This is a genomic window from Lentzea alba (assembly GCF_047445655.1).
Lineage (GTDB): Bacteria > Actinomycetota > Actinomycetes > Mycobacteriales > Pseudonocardiaceae > Lentzea > Lentzea alba_A.
On the sequence record NZ_JAJAEG010000007.1, the window covers coordinates 111,910 to 129,357 of the forward strand.

Annotated in this window: 16 protein-coding genes; 5 read left to right on the plus strand and 11 right to left on the minus strand. The window is 69.2% G+C overall.

The features are described from left to right. Positions 1-12: 12 nt before the first annotated feature. Complete coding sequence (locus tag LFM09_RS13280; RefSeq protein WP_414096710.1) at positions 13-1,281, minus strand: hypothetical protein; 1,269 nt, start codon at positions 1,279-1,281, stop codon at positions 13-15. Positions 1,282-1,393: 112 nt separating this feature from the next. Between LFM09_RS13280 and LFM09_RS13285 the strand changes: the two genes are divergently transcribed. Then, a complete protein-coding gene (locus LFM09_RS13285; RefSeq protein ID WP_414096711.1) occupies positions 1,394-4,849 on the plus strand; it encodes a hypothetical protein in 3,456 nt (1,151 codons plus the stop codon). Here LFM09_RS13285 and LFM09_RS13290 read toward each other — a convergent pair. Then, entirely contained in the window at positions 4,827-5,375 is a 549-nt protein-coding gene (locus tag LFM09_RS13290) for a YbaK/EbsC family protein (protein WP_414096712.1), read from the minus strand. The genes LFM09_RS13285 and LFM09_RS13290 overlap by 23 nt on opposite strands. Before the next feature lie 138 nt (positions 5,376-5,513). Here LFM09_RS13290 and LFM09_RS13295 point away from each other — a divergent pair, with 138 nt between their 5' ends. After that, positions 5,514-6,272 (plus strand): MerR family transcriptional regulator, encoded by a 759-nt coding sequence (locus LFM09_RS13295; protein ID WP_414096713.1) that lies wholly within the window; start codon positions 5,514-5,516, stop codon positions 6,270-6,272. 27 nt (positions 6,273-6,299) lie between these two features. On the opposite strand, the gene LFM09_RS13300 is transcribed toward LFM09_RS13295, so the two are convergent. The 5 genes from LFM09_RS13300 to LFM09_RS13320 all read right to left on the minus strand — a co-directional run bounded on the left by LFM09_RS13300 (position 6,300) and on the right by LFM09_RS13320 (position 8,967). Beyond that, complete coding sequence (locus LFM09_RS13300; RefSeq protein WP_414096930.1) at positions 6,300-6,848, minus strand: type 1 glutamine amidotransferase domain-containing protein; 549 nt, start codon at positions 6,846-6,848, stop codon at positions 6,300-6,302. A gap of 8 nt (positions 6,849-6,856) precedes the next feature. After that, entirely contained in the window at positions 6,857-7,480 is a 624-nt protein-coding gene (locus tag LFM09_RS13305; RefSeq protein WP_414096714.1) for an alpha/beta fold hydrolase, read from the minus strand. 29 nt (positions 7,481-7,509) lie between these two features. Next, positions 7,510-7,785, minus strand: a complete 276-nt coding sequence (locus LFM09_RS13310) for a DUF2516 family protein (RefSeq protein WP_414096931.1) — start codon at positions 7,783-7,785, stop codon at positions 7,510-7,512. A gap of 130 nt (positions 7,786-7,915) precedes the next feature. Next, positions 7,916-8,584, minus strand: a complete 669-nt coding sequence (locus tag LFM09_RS13315) for a hypothetical protein (RefSeq protein WP_414096715.1) — start codon at positions 8,582-8,584, stop codon at positions 7,916-7,918. Between the two features lie 5 nt (positions 8,585-8,589). Then, complete coding sequence (locus tag LFM09_RS13320; protein WP_414096716.1) at positions 8,590-8,967, minus strand: helix-turn-helix domain-containing protein; 378 nt, start codon at positions 8,965-8,967, stop codon at positions 8,590-8,592. Between the two features lie 118 nt (positions 8,968-9,085). On the opposite strand from LFM09_RS13320, the gene LFM09_RS13325 reads away from it, so the two are divergent. Then, the gene (locus LFM09_RS13325) at positions 9,086-10,153 is read left to right on the plus strand and encodes a methyltransferase domain-containing protein (RefSeq protein ID WP_414096717.1); all 1,068 of its coding nucleotides are present in this window, start codon (positions 9,086-9,088) and stop codon (positions 10,151-10,153) included. 70 nt (positions 10,154-10,223) lie between these two features. Then, positions 10,224-12,242: an NACHT domain-containing protein gene (locus LFM09_RS13330; RefSeq protein WP_414096718.1), complete on the plus strand. Its 2,019-nt coding sequence runs from the start codon at positions 10,224-10,226 to the stop codon at positions 12,240-12,242. On the opposite strand, the gene LFM09_RS13335 is transcribed toward LFM09_RS13330, so the two are convergent. Genes LFM09_RS13335 through LFM09_RS13345 form a run of 3 tightly spaced genes read right to left on the minus strand, consistent with a single transcriptional unit; the run spans position 12,178 to position 15,634 of the window. Continuing rightward, positions 12,178-14,433, minus strand: a complete 2,256-nt coding sequence (locus tag LFM09_RS13335; protein WP_414096932.1) for an FtsX-like permease family protein — start codon at positions 14,431-14,433, stop codon at positions 12,178-12,180. The genes LFM09_RS13330 and LFM09_RS13335 overlap by 65 nt on opposite strands. A 5-nt stretch (positions 14,434-14,438) precedes the next feature. After that, positions 14,439-15,113 (minus strand): ABC transporter ATP-binding protein, encoded by a 675-nt coding sequence (locus LFM09_RS13340; protein ID WP_414096719.1) that lies wholly within the window; start codon positions 15,111-15,113, stop codon positions 14,439-14,441. Continuing rightward, positions 15,110-15,634 (minus strand): PadR family transcriptional regulator, encoded by a 525-nt coding sequence (locus tag LFM09_RS13345; RefSeq protein WP_414096720.1) that lies wholly within the window; start codon positions 15,632-15,634, stop codon positions 15,110-15,112. Before LFM09_RS13345 ends, LFM09_RS13340 begins: the two co-directional genes overlap by 4 nt. 86 nt (positions 15,635-15,720) lie before the next feature. Between LFM09_RS13345 and LFM09_RS13350 the strand changes: the two genes are divergently transcribed. After that, positions 15,721-16,206 (plus strand): CGNR zinc finger domain-containing protein, encoded by a 486-nt coding sequence (locus LFM09_RS13350; protein WP_414096721.1) that lies wholly within the window; start codon positions 15,721-15,723, stop codon positions 16,204-16,206. Here LFM09_RS13350 and LFM09_RS13355 read toward each other — a convergent pair. Next, the gene (locus LFM09_RS13355; protein WP_414096933.1) at positions 16,179-17,375 is read right to left on the minus strand and encodes a DUF445 domain-containing protein; all 1,197 of its coding nucleotides are present in this window, start codon (positions 17,373-17,375) and stop codon (positions 16,179-16,181) included. The genes LFM09_RS13350 and LFM09_RS13355 overlap by 28 nt on opposite strands. Positions 17,376-17,448 lie beyond the last annotated feature (73 nt).

Consider the following 17,448-nt stretch of genomic DNA (forward strand, 5'->3'; position numbering starts at 1 on the left):
AGAAGGTGGTGCTCAGCCGATCGAGCTGAGCGGGACGGAGAAGATCGCGCGCCGGTCGATGAACGTGCTGCCGTCCTCGGTCCAGGCGTGTTCGGAGACGGTCCAGAGCTTGTCCGCGCCGTGCTCGTAGTAGAGGTCCTCGCCGCCGATGGCCCAGCTGTTCGTCCCGGTCGCGCCACCGGTCGAACCGAAGTGCATCCAGCTGTGGTTCCGGTTCGAGCTGCGGCCGAGGTAGTAGCGGCCGTTCCACGTCTGGACGCCCTGGATGTTGCTGCGCGGCACCGTGACCACGTCCTGCGGCACGGCCTTGCCGCTGGTCAGCACGGGCAGCCGGGACGAGGCGTCGACGCGGTAGCGGGCCACCCGCCCGCCGTCGACGGCGGCGTCGGTGCTGCGGCCGTTGCGGTACTCGCCGACGACCAACGTGTCCGGCGTCGTGCTGCGGTCCAGTGACAACGACGAGAAGCACAGCTGCGAAGCGCTTGGCGTGCAGTCGGTTCGCACGGCCTGCTGGTACCAGCCGACCTGCGGCAACACGTACTTGTAGTTGTAGGCGTAGTAGTTGCTGCCGCTCTTGCCGATGCTGTCCTGTGCGTCGGAAACCTCGAGCAGACGCTCGATGTCGAACACCCGGAGGCCGCCGTTGGTGTCGGCCACGTAGAGGTAGTGCCCCAGCCAGGCGAGCCCGCCGGCGTGGATCGGCACGGCCTTGTAGTTCGCCGTCGTGGTCTTCGTCGGCTCGACCAGCAGCACGTGCCGGTACTTGCGGTTCTTCATGTCGACGAACGACACGCGCACGCCCTTGTCCGGCGCGGACTGGTCGTAGTGCCACGACACGAGCAGCACGCGGTTCTCGCCCCACAGCCCGTCGTCGTCCGCGTCGGAAGACCCGGTGACGCCCTGCGGAATCCAGTAGTCGACCTTGCTGTCGCCGGGGTCCCAGCAGAACTTCTCGTTGCTGTGCAGGATCTGCCCGGACGTCAGTGGGTAGTCCGTTCGGTCGTAGCTCTCCGGCAACGCCTGCTGCTGCGCGCCGTTGCACGACGCGATGTCCCGGTTCGCGTCACGCAGCAGCGCGGCGACCGACGTGGTGGTGCCGACGGCGGTCTGCAGCTTCTCGGCGTAGGGCTCCAGACTCCAATCGGGCGCCAATGAAAAGGCACCCGTTGGGCGGCTGTGGATTAGGTCGTCCGCAGCCTCTTGGGCCTGCACGGGCAACGTGGTGCTCAACGCACCCGTCAACGCCACTAACAGCGCTGTGCGCCACCGTGTGGTCTTCATCGCTCCTGATCACCCCTGAAAGTCGTTGCGGTGTCAGGTTTAGGGCGAGTTGAGTTGATCAGGCAGTGGCGCGGGCGCTTATCAATCAACTCAGATCAACCGGGAGTCCTGGGTGGGCAGACGAGAGCGGCCGATCGATCCCGACGAAGGGCCTGTTCAGCGGTTCGCGTGGGAGCTGCGGCAGCTGCGGGAGAAGGCGGGCTCACCGAACTACCGGACGCTCGCTCAACGCGCGCACTACTCCGCAACGGCGCTGTCGCAGGCCGCCGCCGGTGAACAACTGCCGTCGCTGCCGGTCGCACTCGCGTACGTCCAGGCGTGCGAAGGCGATGTGACCCAATGGGAGCAGCGCTGGCGGGACGCGGCCAGGGGCGAGGACGACGCTCCGCCGTACCTCGGGCTGACGGCGTTCGGGGTCGGCGACGCGGAACGGTTCTTCGGCCGGGACGATCTCGCCGCGGACGTCGTCGACCGGATCCGCAAGCAGCGGGTCGTCGGCGTGTTCGGGCCCTCGGGGTCGGGCAAGTCGTCGTTGATCCACGCCGGGGTGCTGCCGGCGCTGCGCGACTGGAAGATCGTCACCGCGACGCCGACGACGTGGCGCGGCACCACGGCCGATCTCGTGGTGATAGACCAGTTCGAGGAGCTGTTCACGCACGTCGAGTCGGTCTACGAACGCGAGGAGTTCGTCGCCCGGCTGCTCGGCGGTGAACATCGGGTGCTTTTGACCGTGCGGGCGGACTTCTTCGGCCACTGCGCCGCGTTGCCCGCGCTGGTGGAGGCGTTGCGGGACGCCCAGGTGCTGGTCGGGCCGATGACCGACGACGAGCTGCGGGCTGCCGTCGAGCAACCGGCGGAACGGGCAGGGCTGAAGGTCGCGCCGGACATGCTCTCGGCCGTGCTGGCGGACGTGCGCGGCCAGTCCGGTGCGCTGCCGTTGCTGTCGCACGCGCTGCTGGAGACATGGCGAAGACGAGAACGCGGGCGGTTGACTCTCTCCGGCTATCGGGCCAGCGGCGGTGTCACCGGTGCCGTCTCCGCGACCGCGGAGAAGACGTACGCCGAACTGTCCCCACGCGCCCAAGCCGTCGCACGCGCTGTGCTGCTGCGGCTCGTGCAGACGCACGACGATGTCAACGACCTGCGCAGGCGTGCACCGCTCGACGAGGTGCTGGCGGCGGGACGCCAGACCGACACCGCACACGTCGTGAACGTGCTCGCGAACGCACGGTTGGTCGTCGTCGCGGACGGCGTGGTCGAACTCGCGCACGAGGCGATCGTCCGCGCGTGGCCGCGACTGCGGCGGTGGATCGACGACGATCGGGAGTCGTTGCGGCTGCTGCGCGACTTCACCACGGCCGCGGCGAGCTGGCAGGCGTCCGGCCGCGATCCCGGCCTGCTCTACCGGGGTGCCCGGCTCGCCGCGATGCGCGAGCTGTCCAGCCGGATCGACTGGCTGGTGTCGTCCAACGAGCTGGAGCGGGAGTTCCTGCAGACAGCTGTCATCGAGGAACGCACGACCCGGGAAGCGGTGCACCGGCAGGCTCGGAGGCTGCGCACACTGGTGAAGGCGTTGGCCGCTCTGGCAGTGGTGTGCGTGGTCGTGACGTCGGTGGCCGTGGTGCAAGGCCGGACCGCCGTCCGCGAACAGCAGGTCGCCGAGTCGCGGCAGATCGCCGTGCAGGCGCAGGACCTCAGCGCGTCGTGGCCGGACGCCGCAGGAAAGCTCGCCGTCGAGGCCTATCGCACATCGGCAACGGCCGAGGCACGCGGCGCTCTGCTCAGCACCGCTGCCTACAAGCCCGCGCGGATCGTGTTGAAGGACCATCGTGGGCCGGTGCGGGCGGTCGCGTTCAACGCCGACAGCTCGTTGCTCGCCACCGCTGGTGATGACCATTCCGTGCTGCTGCGGTCGACGACGTCCGTGAGCTCACCCGTTGTTTTGTCGCAGCACAACGGTTCCGTGCGCACGCTCGCGTTCCAACCCGGCGGCGCTGTGCTCGTGTCTGCGGGCGACGACCGTCGGATTGTCTTGTGGGACACGCGAACGCACCTGCCGTTGCGAACCGTGATGGTGGACGCGGGTGTGCGGGCGTTGGTGTTCAACGCCGACGGCACGACTGCGGCGATCGCGACTGCCGACGGCGTGATCTCGTTGTGGCGCACCGATGATTGGACGCGGACCAGCACCGTCGCACACGAGCTCGGCGAGGTGAACGCGCTCGCGTTGAGCGGATCCGTGCTCGCGGCAGGCGGCAAGAACGGCACGCTGGTGGTGGAGAACGGCGTCACGCGCGCGTTCACCGATCACGACGCTGCGGTGCGCACGGTCGCGTTGAGCCCTGACGGCCGTGTGCTTGCTTCTGGCGGAGATGACCATCAGGTCGTGTTGCGCGTGCTCGCGAGCGGCCAAACTTCCGGCCTACGCCGACACGTCGGCTCCGTGCGTTCGGTGCAGTTCGACGCTGCCGGCACGAAACTCGTGTCGACCAGCGACGACGGCAGTGTCCGCTGGTGGACCGTGCCCGACGGCGGCTGGCTGACCGGGTTGATCACCCGCACGCACCCGTTCTACGCGGCGGCACTCAGCCCGCACGGAGGCTGGTTCGCGGCGGGCGGCGACGAGAGCGTGAGCCTCTGGAACCTGCCGCTGCCCCCGCTGACCGGCCACACCAGCCCACCGGAGGGCATCGCGCTCTCCCCGGACGGCTCGGTGCTGGCGACCGGCGGCCGCGACAAGATGATCCTGCTGTGGGACCGTTCCGGCCGGCAGATCGGGCGCATCGACACCCCGGCCCACGTCACCGCGCTGGCGTTCCGCTCGCAGGATTCGGTCGTGGCCGCGGACATGCGCGGTGTGCTGACGCTGTGGAAGACCGACGGCCAGGCCGTCCGCACGTGGCAGGTGCACCGCGGCCCGATCAAGAGTCTCGTGGTGGCCGACGACCGCGCGGTGACCGGCGGCGAGGACGGCACGGTCGTGGTGTGGGACCTGGGCTCGGACGCACCGGGCCGCGCGCTGCCCGCCGGGCACTCGGGTCCGGTGAACACCGTGGCGTTCTTCGACGACGGCGCCGACTCGGGCGGCCGCGGCGCCGATGGCAGCAACACGGTCGGCGTCGTGTCAGGCGGCGCCGACGGCCGGGTTCTGCGCTGGTCCGGTGACCAGGTCGTCGTTCTCCGTGAATCCGGGCCGGCGGTGAAGTCGATCGCCGCCGTACCCGGCTCGGATCTGCTGGCCGTGGGCGACGCAGGCGGCGAGGTCGCGCTGTGGGGCACCAACGGCAAGGCGCGCACACTCGTCACCGGCCGAGGCGCGGTCGGAGCGGTCGCGGTCAGCCGGGACGGCACCACCGTGGCGGCCGCCGCGAACGACAGCCTGATCACGTTGTGGCAGGTCAGTGGCACTCAGGTCGCGACGCTGACCGGACACACCGGCCCGGTCAACGCCGTGCTGTTCGACGCGGACGGCGACCTCACCTCGTCCGGCCCGGACCCGCGGGTGATCAGGTGGGACCTCGACCCGGACCAGGTGATCGGGAGGCTCAGCGCGCCAGGTCCTCGATGATCTCGGCGCCCGGCAGCTTCATCAGCACGTCACCGGGGATGAGGATCTTGCTGCCGCGGATGCCGCTGCCCACCACCATCTCGGGCAGCGCGGCCACCTCGGGCGACACCAGGATCGGCCAGTCCGCGGGCACGCCGATGGGCGTGATGCCGCCGTACTCCATGCCGGTCAACGCGACGGCCTCGTCCATCGGCGCGAACGACGCCTTGCGCGCGTCGAGCCGCCGGCGGATGACACCGTTCACGTCCGCGCGCATGGTCGCCAGCACCATGCAGGCCGCATAACGGATCTCGCCGCCGCGCTTGCCTGCGACGACCACGCAGTTCGCCGAGGCTTCGAGGGGTGAGCCGTAGTGCGCACAGAACTCGGCGGTGTCCGCCAAAGTCGGGTCGATCGGCGAGACCGCGACACGGTCAGCGCCATCCAGGTTCTTCAGCGCCGCCGCGACAGGCTCCGGCACGAGGTCGAGCCTGGACAGCACAGGGACGGGTTCCAACGATCCGGCGATGGTCCACACGGCGTTCATTGTCGCTGCTCCGCAGACTCCGGCGAATTCGCCTGGTAGTCGGTCGGCGCGAATTCGCAACCATCCTGCCGAACTCGGTTTGACCTTGACGTTACGTCAACCCTTACCTTCGAATCAGAGCGCGAAGGGGGAACTGAAATGGCCTGGTCGATCGCCCAGGTGGCCCGGATGTCGAAGGTGACGTCCAGGACGCTGCGGCACTACGACTCGATCGGGCTGCTGCCACCGGCCTGGGTCGGTGACAACGGCTACCGCTACTACGAGAAGGAACAGGTGCACCGCCTGCAGCAGATCCTGCTGCTGCGCGACATGGGCCTGGGCCTCGACACGGTCGCGGAGCTGCTCAACGGCAAGCACGACCAGCTGACCGTCCTGCGCAACCACCACCGGTGGCTGCAGAACGAGCGAAGCAGGCTGGACCGGCTCGCCGGGACCGTCGCGCGCACGATTGCCGAACTGGAAGGAGGGGACGAAGTGAAACTGGAAGAGCTGTTCGACGGCTTCGACGCGTCGAAGCAGGAGCGCTACGAGGCCGAGCTGGTCGAGCGCTACGGCGACGGGGTCAAGGAACACCTCGCCGAGAGCAGGCAGAAGCTCAAGAGCTGGACCCGCGCCGATGCGGACCAGTTCATGAACGAGTGGCAGGAGATCGCGCGTGAGCTCGGTGCCCTGTTCACCGCGGGCACGGCGATCGACGCTCCCGAGACGCAGGAGCTGATCGACCGCCACCACCGCTGGATCTGCCTCAGCTGGACGCCCAACCGGGAGTCCTACACGGGGCTCGGCGACCTCTACGTCGACTCGGACGAGTTCCGGGCGAACTTCGAGGTCAACGGCGACAACATGGCTGAGTGGGTGCGTGACGCGATGGCCCACTACGCCCAGACGCGCCTGTAAGAGCTGAACGGGGGCTGCAGACCCCGCTCAGTCGAGCCCGAACGCCTTCAGCGCCTCGCGGTTGAACGCGGGCAGGTCGTCGGGGTTGCGGGACGTCACGAGCGTCCAGCCGTTCATGTCGCAGACCCGGACCTCTTGGTCGGCCCAGTCACCGCCGGCGTTGCGGATGTCTGTCTGCAGGCTCGGGAACGAGGTCAGCATCTTGCCGCGCACCACGTTCGCCTCGATCAGCAGCCACGGCCCGTGGCAGATCGCCGCGATCGGCTTGCCGGCCGCCACCAGGGCTTTCACCAGCTGAACCGCGTCGGAGTCCATCCGCAGGAAGTCCGCGTTGGCCACACCGCCGGGAATGATCGCGCCGTCGTAGTCGTCCGCGTTCGCGTCGGCGTAGGAGGTGTCGACGGGGAACGCGTCGGCAGGCGTCAGGTGGTGGAACCCGCGCACCTCACCGAGCTTCGGCGCGAGCAGGCGCGGCACCCCGCCGGCCTTCTCGACGTGCGTCCACGGGTCGGTGAGCTCGACCTGCTCGATGCCCTCCGTGTCGACCAGGAATGCGATCTTCTTCTGTTCGGCCAGCCCTTCGGCTACCCGGCGAAGAAGTCGACCAATCTGTGCCGGACCTCGGCGCGGTGGGTGATCATCGGCGACGGTGAGTCGATCAGCCACAGGTCGCTCTGGGGGAACGCCGCAGCGGTCGCCTTGGCCACGTCCTCGGGGTGCAGCGGATCGCCCACAGCCCCGATGACCAGCACCGGGATCGAGGCGGAGGCCAGCACCGAGGCGTCGGTCACGGCGACCTGACCCGGCAACTGCTCGGCGGCACCTGCCAGCCGGGTGAGCGCGGCACGTCGTTCCGCGACGTAGGCGGGCGGACCGACGGTCAGGTCGGAGAGCTGCTGCAACGTGAACGCCGGCCGCGGCTGGTCGAGAACCGCCGGGAGCAGCAGCGCCACGCGTTGAAAACGATCAGGTTCGAGCGAGAGCAACCGGACCAGCGCTCCGGCGCCCAACGAGACACCAATGGCGTGATCTGCGGAAACGGTCGCGAGATCGGCCGCGATCCGGCCGTAGTCCCAGTAACCGGGCGGGGCATCTGGAGCCTCGCCGTGCGACGGCAGCGTCACCACCACGCGCGTACCGGGCAGCCCGGAGGCGGGAATCCGCGCCTCACCGGGCGTGGCGCCGAGCCCGTGGGCGACCAGGGTCACCGGCGAGCCGGAACCGTAGGCGTGCGTGATCACCAGCGGGGGCCGCGCTGCACCTCGATCAGTTTCGGTCGCACGTCGACCATGTACACGAGCACCGCGACGAGGCCGGCGAGCCAGAAGATCGAGCCGAAGGTGCCGGGGTCGAACAGGAGCATCGCGGCCAACCCGCCGCCCGTGATGCCGAGCCACGCGGGCTTGGTCATGCGCTCAGCCGCGGTGTACGCGTCCACGCGCTGACTCAGCGCGTGGAAGAACGCGAACAGTGCGACGACCGTGAACACCAGGTCGGCGAACAGGTACGCGATCTGGTCGAGGTACCAGAAGCTCCACGCGTTCGGCAGGCTGAAGAACAACACGCACCCAGACTACGTGCACGCACGCGAAGAGGGGAGCACGCCGGTCGGCGCACTCCCCTCTCAGAGGACTTTCAGCGACTCACTTGGTGGTGTTCGTCGTGGTCGTCTTCTTGGCCGCAGCGGTGGTGCCGGTGCTGCGGGTCGTCGTCGCCGGCTTGCGCGGCGCGGTGCGGTTCGCGGTCTTGCGGGCGGTGCTGCGGACCTCGTGGGCCACCTCGTCACCGGCCTCGGCGATCTCCTCGGCCAGCTTCTCGCTGCCCTTGTCGACCGCGACGGCGACCTTCTCGCCGACCGAACGGGTGCGACGGGTCACCTTGCCGAGCACGTCGTCCGCGAGCTCGCGGGCGTCGGCGGCGGCGGACTCGGCGCGCTTCTGCGCGGCCTCGACGGCGTGCTCGACCTGCTCGACGGCCTGCTTGACCTGCGGCTGGGCCTTGATCTGCTCCAGCGTCTGCTCGCCCTGCTCGGCGAGGTAGGTGTACAGGTTCACCGCGGAGGTGGTGTACGCGTCGACCAGCTTCTTGAGCTCGGCCGGCTGCAGCTTGTCGCGCAGGTCCTTGAGCTCGGTGGGCAGGTCCTGGGCCTGGGTGCGGGCCTCCTCGGCGCGCTCCTTGGCCTTGTTCAGAGCCTCGACCACGGCCTTGGCGGCCAGGTCACCGGCACCGAGGGCGGCGAGAAGGGCCTGACGCGCGGCCTGCGCACCCTGCTCGGCGGCCTTGCGGACGTCGTCCTGCGTGAGCTTCGGCATGGAGATCACTCCTCCTTGTTCTTGGCGGCGTTCTCCCGCCTGAAAGATTCGTAGATGTCGAGCAGCACCTGCTTCTGCCGCTCGCTCAGATCGGTCGCGGCGACGATGGCGTCCGCCAACGCACCGCCTTCGCGTTGCTGGAGGATCCCGGCCTCGACGTAGAGCACCTCGGCCGAGATGCGCAGCCCCTTGGCGATCTGTTGAAGGATCTCCGCGGACGGCTTGCGCAGTCCTCGCTCGATCTGGCTGAGGTATGGGTTGGAGACACCCGCCTGCTTCGCCAGTTCCCGCAAGGAGATCTTGGCGCTGTTGCGTTGTTCGCGGATGTACTCACCGATGTTGCGGCCGAGGTCCGCGACTGCTTTGTCGATGGACTTGTCCACTGTTCCCGCTCCCGTTCCTCGTGCCACCAACTACGTTAGCCATGAGTGCTAGCTCTTGCAAGCACCCTGCTAGCAATCGCTGCGTGTGCTCCGCCACAGGGATACCGTTGTGGGTGACATGGACGACGCCGGGGCCCTGCGCACCGAGCTGGCCGACCACCTGCTCGGCGATGGCGTGCTGCACGATTCCAAGTGGCTCAAGGCTTTCCGGGCGGTCCCGAGGCACGAGTTCCTGCCGCGCTTCTACCGCCAGCTGCACAGCGGTGACTGGGAACGGGTCACCGCGAAGCACCCGGACTGGCTGAGACTCGTCTACGCCGACCGGGTGTGGGTTACCCAGTTCGACGGCGACGACACGGTGACCGGCGGCACACCGACCTGTTCGTCGAGCATGCCCACGATCATGGCGATCATGCTGGAGGCCCTGGACGTCCACAACGGACAGTCAGTCCTCGAGGTCGGTACCGGCACCGGCTACAACGCAGCTCTCTTGTGCCATGCCGTGGGTGCGGAGAACGTGACCACGATCGACGTCGACCCGAACATCTCGCAACGCGCGCGGGAACGCTTGCTCCGCAACGGGTTCACCCCGACGTGCGTCGCCGGCGACGGCGCACTCGGCCATCCGGAGCGCGCACCGTACGACCGCTTGCTCGCCACCTGCTCCGTCGCGACCATCCCACCCGCCTGGCTGGAGCAGGTCCGGCCGGGCGGTCTGGTGGTCACCACGTTGCACCGCCCCATCGGCGCCGGGCTCGTCCGGATCGTGTCCAACGGCGACGGCACCGGCGAGGGCCAGGTGCTCATCGAGGACGGCCGCTTCATGCCGTTACGCGCGCACGCCCGCCCTCCGACGCTCGCCGGTGAGGGCATCTACGAACGCCGCGCCACGACGTTGCCGCTGGACACCGTCGTCGATCCGGCCAGTCCCTTCGAGTTCTTCGCGGGCATCGCGCTCACCGACGTCGCCGCGGGCCACGACTGGTTGGCCCATCCGGACGGTTCCTGGGTGCACCACCACGGCTCGCACGTCGACCAGGGCGGCCCGCGCCGGCTGTGGGACGACGCCGAGCGGGCCCTCGTCGAGTGGCACGAGCTGGGCAAACCCCGCCGGCACCACTTCGGGATCGAGGTCGGGCCCGACGGCCAGTTCCTCACCCTCAACGACCTCAGGTGGCATCTGTGATCATCAACGAACGTCACGACACGGGTCACTGAATCGACCCCGGGCGGATGCTGTGCGTCATGATGCGCGCATGTCCAGATTCCGTCAGCAGGCGCTGCTGGCCGGCTGCGTGCTGACCGCGTTGCTCACCGCGGCCGGGTTGTTCGTGACCGACCACGGCATCAACCCGCACGTGTGGCTGATCGTCCTCGCGCTGGCGTTCCTGGGCTTTCTGGCTTTACTCGACCCGTGGGTCCGCCGCAGGCACAACGCCGAGCTGAGCACGGACGAGCACCTCGACGCCGCGTGCCGGGCGTTGGCGATCGGTCTGCAGTCCCAGTGGAACGAGGAGGTGCGCTCGCGCGGCCTCACCGATCCGGACGTGCTGGACCTGCACTGGACCGCGCCCGAGCTGGACCTGAGCGACGAGCCGGACGCGCCGCCGGGACGCAGTGACGCGGTGGTGGGTGCGTTCGAACGGCAGCTCAACCGCAGGATGGTGTTCCTCGGCGAGGCCGGTACCGGCAAGACGACCGTCGCGATGCTGCTGACGTGCGGGCTGCTGGACCGCTACGACGGCGGCATGGTTCCGGTGCTGCTGCCGTTGTCGACGTGGAACCCGGCGGTCGAGGACATCCGCACGTGGTTGACGCGCAGGCTGTACGAGGACCATCCAGCGTTGCGCAACACCGAGCTGTACGGCAGCTACGCGGGTGATCTGCTGGTCGAACAGCAGAAGATCCTCCCGGTGCTGGACGGCCTCGAAGACATCCCCGGCCACCAGCGCGCGGACGCGTTGGCCCGCATCACGAAGGCCTTCCCGGCGAGCCGGCCGCTGGTGCTGACCTGCCGCACGGCCGAGTTCGAGCAGGCCGTGCACCTGGCCGGCCCGGTGCCGGGCGCGGACGTCGTCGAGCTGACACCGCTGGACCTGGAGGAGGTCGCCGCCTACCTGCGGGCCAGCGCGGACACCGTGGGAGCGGCGCGGTGGGAGCCGGTGTTCATCCACCTGCGCGAGGAACCGGACGGCAGGCTCGCGGACGCGCTGTGCACGCCGTTGACGATGTGGCTGGCCAGCATGGTCTACGCGGACTCCGAGGCCGAGCCGACCGAACTGCTGGACCGCGGCCGTTTTCCGGACGCGCGGGCCATCTCCGACCACCTCTGCGACGAGCTGGTGTCGCGCGCGTTCGGCAACCGCGCGGCCGCTCACCACGCGAGAGCCACGCAGGTCTGGCCACGTGACCGGGCTCGCCGGTGGCTGGAGTTCCTCGCGCACGAGATGCGCGACCGCGGCATCCGCGAGCTGGCCTGGTGGGAGCTGCGGCGCTCGGTCGGCAACACGTGGCTCGCGCTGCTCGGCGCACTGGTGCTGGGCGCGATCGGCGGGTTCGGCGTCGGCTGGCTGATGGCGTACTCGATCACGCCGTCGCTCGCCCCGATCACCGGTCTGGTCGCGGGCATCGCCGTCGGTGCGGCCGCGCTGACCGCGTCACAGGAACGCAAAGCCAAGCCACGTCTGGGCATCTGGCGGAGTCTGCTGCTCGTGCCGGGTGTGCTCGGGCTGGCCGCCGGACTGGTCTTCGGGGCGCTCTACGGACTTTCCGCCGGTCTGGTGGTCGGCCTCGGGCTCGCGGTGGCGGTCGCGCTGCGGTTCGCGTTGTCGAGCGCGGCCGAGCTCTCGCAGGCTTCCAGTCCTCAGTGGACGATGTCACGCGACCGGATCGCGGTGTGGACCGGATCTCTGGTGCTGGCCGTGGTGTTCGGCTCGGCGGCGGCGCTGGTGTTCGGACCCGGCCAGACCGGCATGGTCGGGCTGGGCCTCGCGTCCGGGCTGATGCTCGGGTTCGCGCTGGCCGTGCTGCACCTGCGGTGGTGGTGGTTCACCGTCGCGCGGATCTGGTTGGCGTTGCGCGGAAAACTGCCCTGGGAGCTGATGGTCTTCCTCGAGGATTCACGCAAGCTCGGCGTGCTCTGCCGGGCGGGGGCCTGCTACCAGTTCCGGCACGGACTGGTGCAGGACCGCCTGGCAGAGCACGAGGTGACTACTCGGTCCGCAACCCAAGTGCTCCGGTCGCCCTTCTCAGCGAGGGCAACGTCAGAGCAGTGACCGCGAGGACCAGCGCCATCGAGGCGCCGGTGATGAGCGCGATCCCCGGCCAGTCGAAGGCGACCTCGGCGTTGGAGACCTTGATCGCCAACGCCCCCAGCCCGATGCCGGTGCCCACGGACACCACGGTGGAGAGCACCAGCGGCAGGCCGTTCTGCCACAGCAACGACCTGGCGAGCGTGCCGCGCGGCACCCCGGAGGCCGCCATGACGGCGAGCGGGCGACGGCGTTCCCTGACCTGTTCCAGTGCCACGAGCAGCATCGACGCCCCCGCGAGCAGCAGGGTGATCGCCGTGCCCGCGTAGAGGCCCTGGCGGATCAGGCCGAACACCCGCTCGACCTCCGGCAGCTGGCTCTGGCCCAGGTAGTAGCTGGACGTGCGCCACGAGTAGGGCGCGATGGCGTTGCGCGCGTGTTCGGCGGCGCTGGGCACCGCCGGGTCGAGCACCGCCTGGTACTCGCGGAAGTCGTCGCCGTGGTCGAGCCCCGCGGCCGCGGCCGGGGTGAGGTAGACACCGCCGCGGCTGGCGTTCGTCTGCTCCAGCACGGCGGGCAACCGCCATCGGGTCTGCTCCGGGCCGGGCGAGCCGAAGGTCAGTTCGGTTCCTCCCGTCACGTCGGCCCCGCCGTCGACTCCCGGCGCGATGTAGGCCTTGCCGTCCGTGCAGTTCGTGGCGGTGATCTGGCTCTGCAGCGCCGCGCACGTCCCGATGGCGATGGCGACCCAGCTCTGGTTCGGCCGTTCGCCGGCGGTGTTCCCGTGCGTCCGGACCAGCTCGTGCACCTCCCGCACGCCGCGGCCCTTCGCCAGCGCCTCCCGCAGTCCCTCGGCGGAGTTGCTCACCGTCACGGCCAGGACGTGGTTGTCGACCTTGCGGGTCTGCTCGACGACGACCTCGTTCTCGACCCCGGCGAGGATCATCTGGAGCGTGACGGTGCCGGCGAGCACCACGGCCACACCGCCGACGACGCGCGCGGCCGTACCGCTGTCGAGCTGCAGCCTGCGCACGGCGAGCTGCAACGCGGGCGAGCCGCCCTTGATCCGGAACACGACCCGTTCGACCAGCCACGGCAGCAACACCGGGATGCCGAACATCAGGAACACCACGCCGAGCACGACCGGCCACTGGTCCGGCCGGTCCGTCTCGTTCAGCTTGCCCATTTGACTGCCCAGCAGCGCCGCACCGGCGATCGTGGGCACCAGCCGCCACCACACCCTGCGGCGCACCGGCTTCTGCTCGCGCACCACGCCGAGCGGTTCGATGATCGTGCGGCGCATCGCGAACAGCGACGTGCAGACGGCGAGCACCGGCACGATGATCACGACGGCGAGGGTCAGCCCCAGCGACGGCGTGAGATCGCTCGGGAACACGGCCAGCTGCTCGATGCTGATCTCCGCGGCGAGCGGCCTGATCAGGTAGAAGAGCCCGAACCCGGCGGCGAGGCCGACGAACGCGCCCGCCAGCGCCTCACCGGACGCGATCAGCCGCACCCGGTTCGCACCCGCACCTACCAGCCGCAACGCCGCGAGCCGGCGATCTCGCTGGGCGGCGGCGAGCCTCGCGGAGACGCCGACGAACACCAGGACCGGGAACAGCAGCACGATGACGCCGACAACGCTGAGCAGCCACAGGATCGGCGCGACGCCACCGCCGCCGTAGTTCATGCCGAACCTGTAGGTCGCGTTGCCGCCGCCGCCCTCGCTGGGCTCGATCGTCTTGTCACCCGCGAAGAACAGCAGGTCGATCGGCCCCTGCAGGCCTTCCTGCCCGATGGTCCCGACCACCTTCTGCGGGAACCTCGGCCGCAGCAGCTCGCCTTCCGGGCTCGCCAGCAGCTCGGCGAGAGCCGGAGACAGGAAGATCTCGCCGTCGCCGGGCAACCGGTCGATGCCGGGAGGCACGGGAGCGTCGGGCGCGAGCACGCGGACATACCTGCCGCGCAACGTGTCCGCGCCGAACTGCGGGTGCGCGGCCTCCACCAGCAGTGGTGGCGGACCGGTGCCGTCGCTCACCGGCTCGCTCGCGTCACCGCGCGAGTTGCGCTCGCCGATCGCGGTGGGCAGGGAGGCCGCGAGCAGCAACACCGCCACGCACAGGCCGATGCCGATGCCTTGGAGCGCGAGCCTCACCCAGGACTTCCGGCTGCCCCCGACGGTCAGCCGGACCCCCAGGGTGAGGTCGTTGATCATCTGCTTCACCTGGCGAACTCCACGTCACGGGAACGGCCGTCGCGCACCACGACCTCGCGGTCGGAGTAGGCGGCGACGCGGGCCTCGTGCGTGACCAGCACGACCGCGGCGCCGGTCTCCCGTGCGGCCGTGGTCAGCAGATGCATCACGCGCTCGCCGTTGAGCGAGTCGAGTGCGCCGGTCGGTTCGTCGGCGAAGATCACCTTCGGTCCGGTGACCAGCGCGCGGGCGACCGCGACGCGTTGGCCCTGGCCACCCGAGGTCTCGCCGGGCCGCTGGTCGGCGACAGTGTCGACCTCCAGGCGGGCCATCCAGTCCTTGGCGGCGCGTTCGGCGTCCTTGCGCTTCATGCCGCTCAGCCGCAACGGCAGGGCGACGTTCTCCAGGCAGGTCAGCTCCGGCACGAGCTGGCCGAACTGGAAGACGAACCCGAACTCGGTGCGCCGCAGCTCGCTGCGGTCGCTGTCGGACATGCGGGTCAGGTCCTTGTCCTGGTAGCTGACCCTGCCCTTGTCCGGCGGCAGGATGCCCGCGATGCAGTGCAGCAGGGTGGACTTGCCGGAACCGGACGGCCCCATGACCGCCACGATCTCGCCCTCGCGGACGGCGAGGCCGGCGCCTTCGAGCGCGTGGGTCTTGCCGAAGCTCTTGTAGAGCCCTTCTGCCTTCAGCAGGGTCATCGCTTGACCTCCACGGCCAGCTGGTCGAGCCGGGCGGCGGTCAGTTCGAGCCACCGCAGGTCGGCTTCGAGGTGGAACAGGGCGAAGTCGCAGATGAGCTGGTCGGCGAGGTCGCCGTCGGTCTTGCGCTTGGTCAGCTCGCGCATCGTGTTGAGGTGCGCCGCACGTTGGGCGTCGAGCACCTCCGTGGCGCTGCGGCCGGACAGGAGGGCCAGCACCACCTTCGCGTACAGGGTGTTCTGCAGGTACGGCTCCGGCTTCTCCGGAGTGCTGAGCCAGCGTTCTACATCAGTGACCCCGGCGTCCGTGATCGCGTAGCGCTTGCGCTCGGGCCCCTCGCCCGCCTCCACGCCCGCCTCGGTCACGAAGCCGTTCTTCAGCAGCCGCGACAGGGTCGAGTACACCTGCCCGTAGTGCAGCGGACGGTCCTGCCCGAAGCGTTCGTCATAAGCCCGCTTCAGGTCGTACCCGTGCCGTGGACCGCCCTCTAGCAGCCCCAACAGTGCGTGTCCGATCGACATGAGGAGGACTATACACACCATGTATACACCGGGTGTATTCGCCAGATGGCCTGACGGGTGACCGCCGCGGCGCCTACAGTGGAGGGGTGACTGGTCTGACTGTCGGCTGGGATCACGACGTCGAGCTGCTGCTCGACTTCCTGAACACCCGACACGTACTGGACAGTGAAGCCTCCTGGCGCACGTGGGTGACCGAGCGCGGCCTCGGGCGGAGCGGAGAAATCGCACAGGCGCGCGCGGCGCGGGCAGCGTTGCGGTCGTCGATCGAGGGGTCGTCAGGGCCTCAGACCGCGGCGGGCGTCGTCCACATCGAGCTGACCGACGGCGTCCCGGTGTTGTCCAGTTCTGATGCCCTTGGTGCCGTGCTCGCGGCGTCCGCACGCCTCGCGGTGCTGGGCTCGTGGGAACGCCTCAAAATCTGCCCGGCCGACGACTGCCTGAGCGCGTTCTTCGACCGTTCCCGCAACCGCTCGCGCACGTGGTGCTCGATGCAGGTCTGCGGCAACCGGGAGAAGGCCCGCACGTTCCGGAAGCGAACGAGAGCTCAGAACAGCGCGTTGGCCACCGTGTAGATCACGAGGCCGGCGAGCGCGCCGACCACCGTGCCGTTGATCCGGATGAACTGCAGGTCCCTGCCGACCTGCAGCTCGATCTTGCGCGAGGTCTCCTCGGCGTCCCAGCGCTCGACCGTGTCCGTGATCAGCGTGGTGATCTCCGCGCGGTAGTTCTGCACGACGTAACCGGCGGCCTGCTCCAGCCAGCCGTCGACCTTGGCGCGCAGGTCCGCGTCGCTCGTCAGGTTCGTGCCGAGCGTGATCAGGCCCTGGGTGACGCGTTTGCGGAGTTCGCTGGACGGGTCCTCGGCGGCGTCGATCAGCATCTTCTTCGCCGTCCCCCACGCACTGCTGATCAACTTCTGGACGTCCGGGTGGTTGATCACCTGCTGCTTGACCTGCTCGGCCTTCTGCATGGTGGCCGGGTCGGTCTGCATGTCCTCCGAGAACTCGATCATGAACTGGTCGATCGCGAGCCGCATCGGGTGAGTGACGTCGGTCTTGACCGCCCACGCGAAGTTGACCAGCTCGGTGTAGACCTTGTCGCCGAGCAGCGCGTCGACGAACTTCGGCGACCACGTGGGCGCGCGGTCGGTGACGATCAGGCTGACCTTGTCGTAGTTGTCCCGCACCCACTCGTACGCGCGGTCGCACATGAGGTCGACGAGCTTGTGGTGCGCGCCGTCGGTCAGCACCTGGTTGAGCAGCTTGCCCAGCGGCGGACCCCAGGGCTTCTCGGTCACCCGCTTGACGATCGCGTGCTCCAGGACGGCCTGGACCTCTTCGTCCTTGAGCACCGTGATCGCACCCTTGATGACGTTCGCCATCTCGTTGGTGATGCGCTCGGCGTTCTCCGGCTCCTTGATCCACGCACCCGCGCGTTCCGCGATGCCCGCTCGTTTCAGCTTGTCCTGGACCACCTCGGGGCTCAGGAAGTTGACGCCCACGAAGTCGCCGAGCGTCTTGCCGAACATGTTCTTGCGGGTGGGGATGATCGCGGTGTGCGGGATCGGTAAGCCCAGTGGCCGCTTGAACAGCGCCGTGACCGCGAACCAGTCGGCGAGCGCGCCCACCATGCCGGCTTCCGCGGCTGCTCTCACGTAGCCGACCCAGGCGCCCTCGAACGCGTGGGTGGCGAAGAAGATGACCGTCGCGCCGACGAGGAAGCTCGTCGCGACGAGCTTCATCTTGCGCAGGTCTTTGCGCTTCTGCTGGTCAGCGACGGTCAGTTGCTCCACAACGCCATTGTCCGTGAAGATC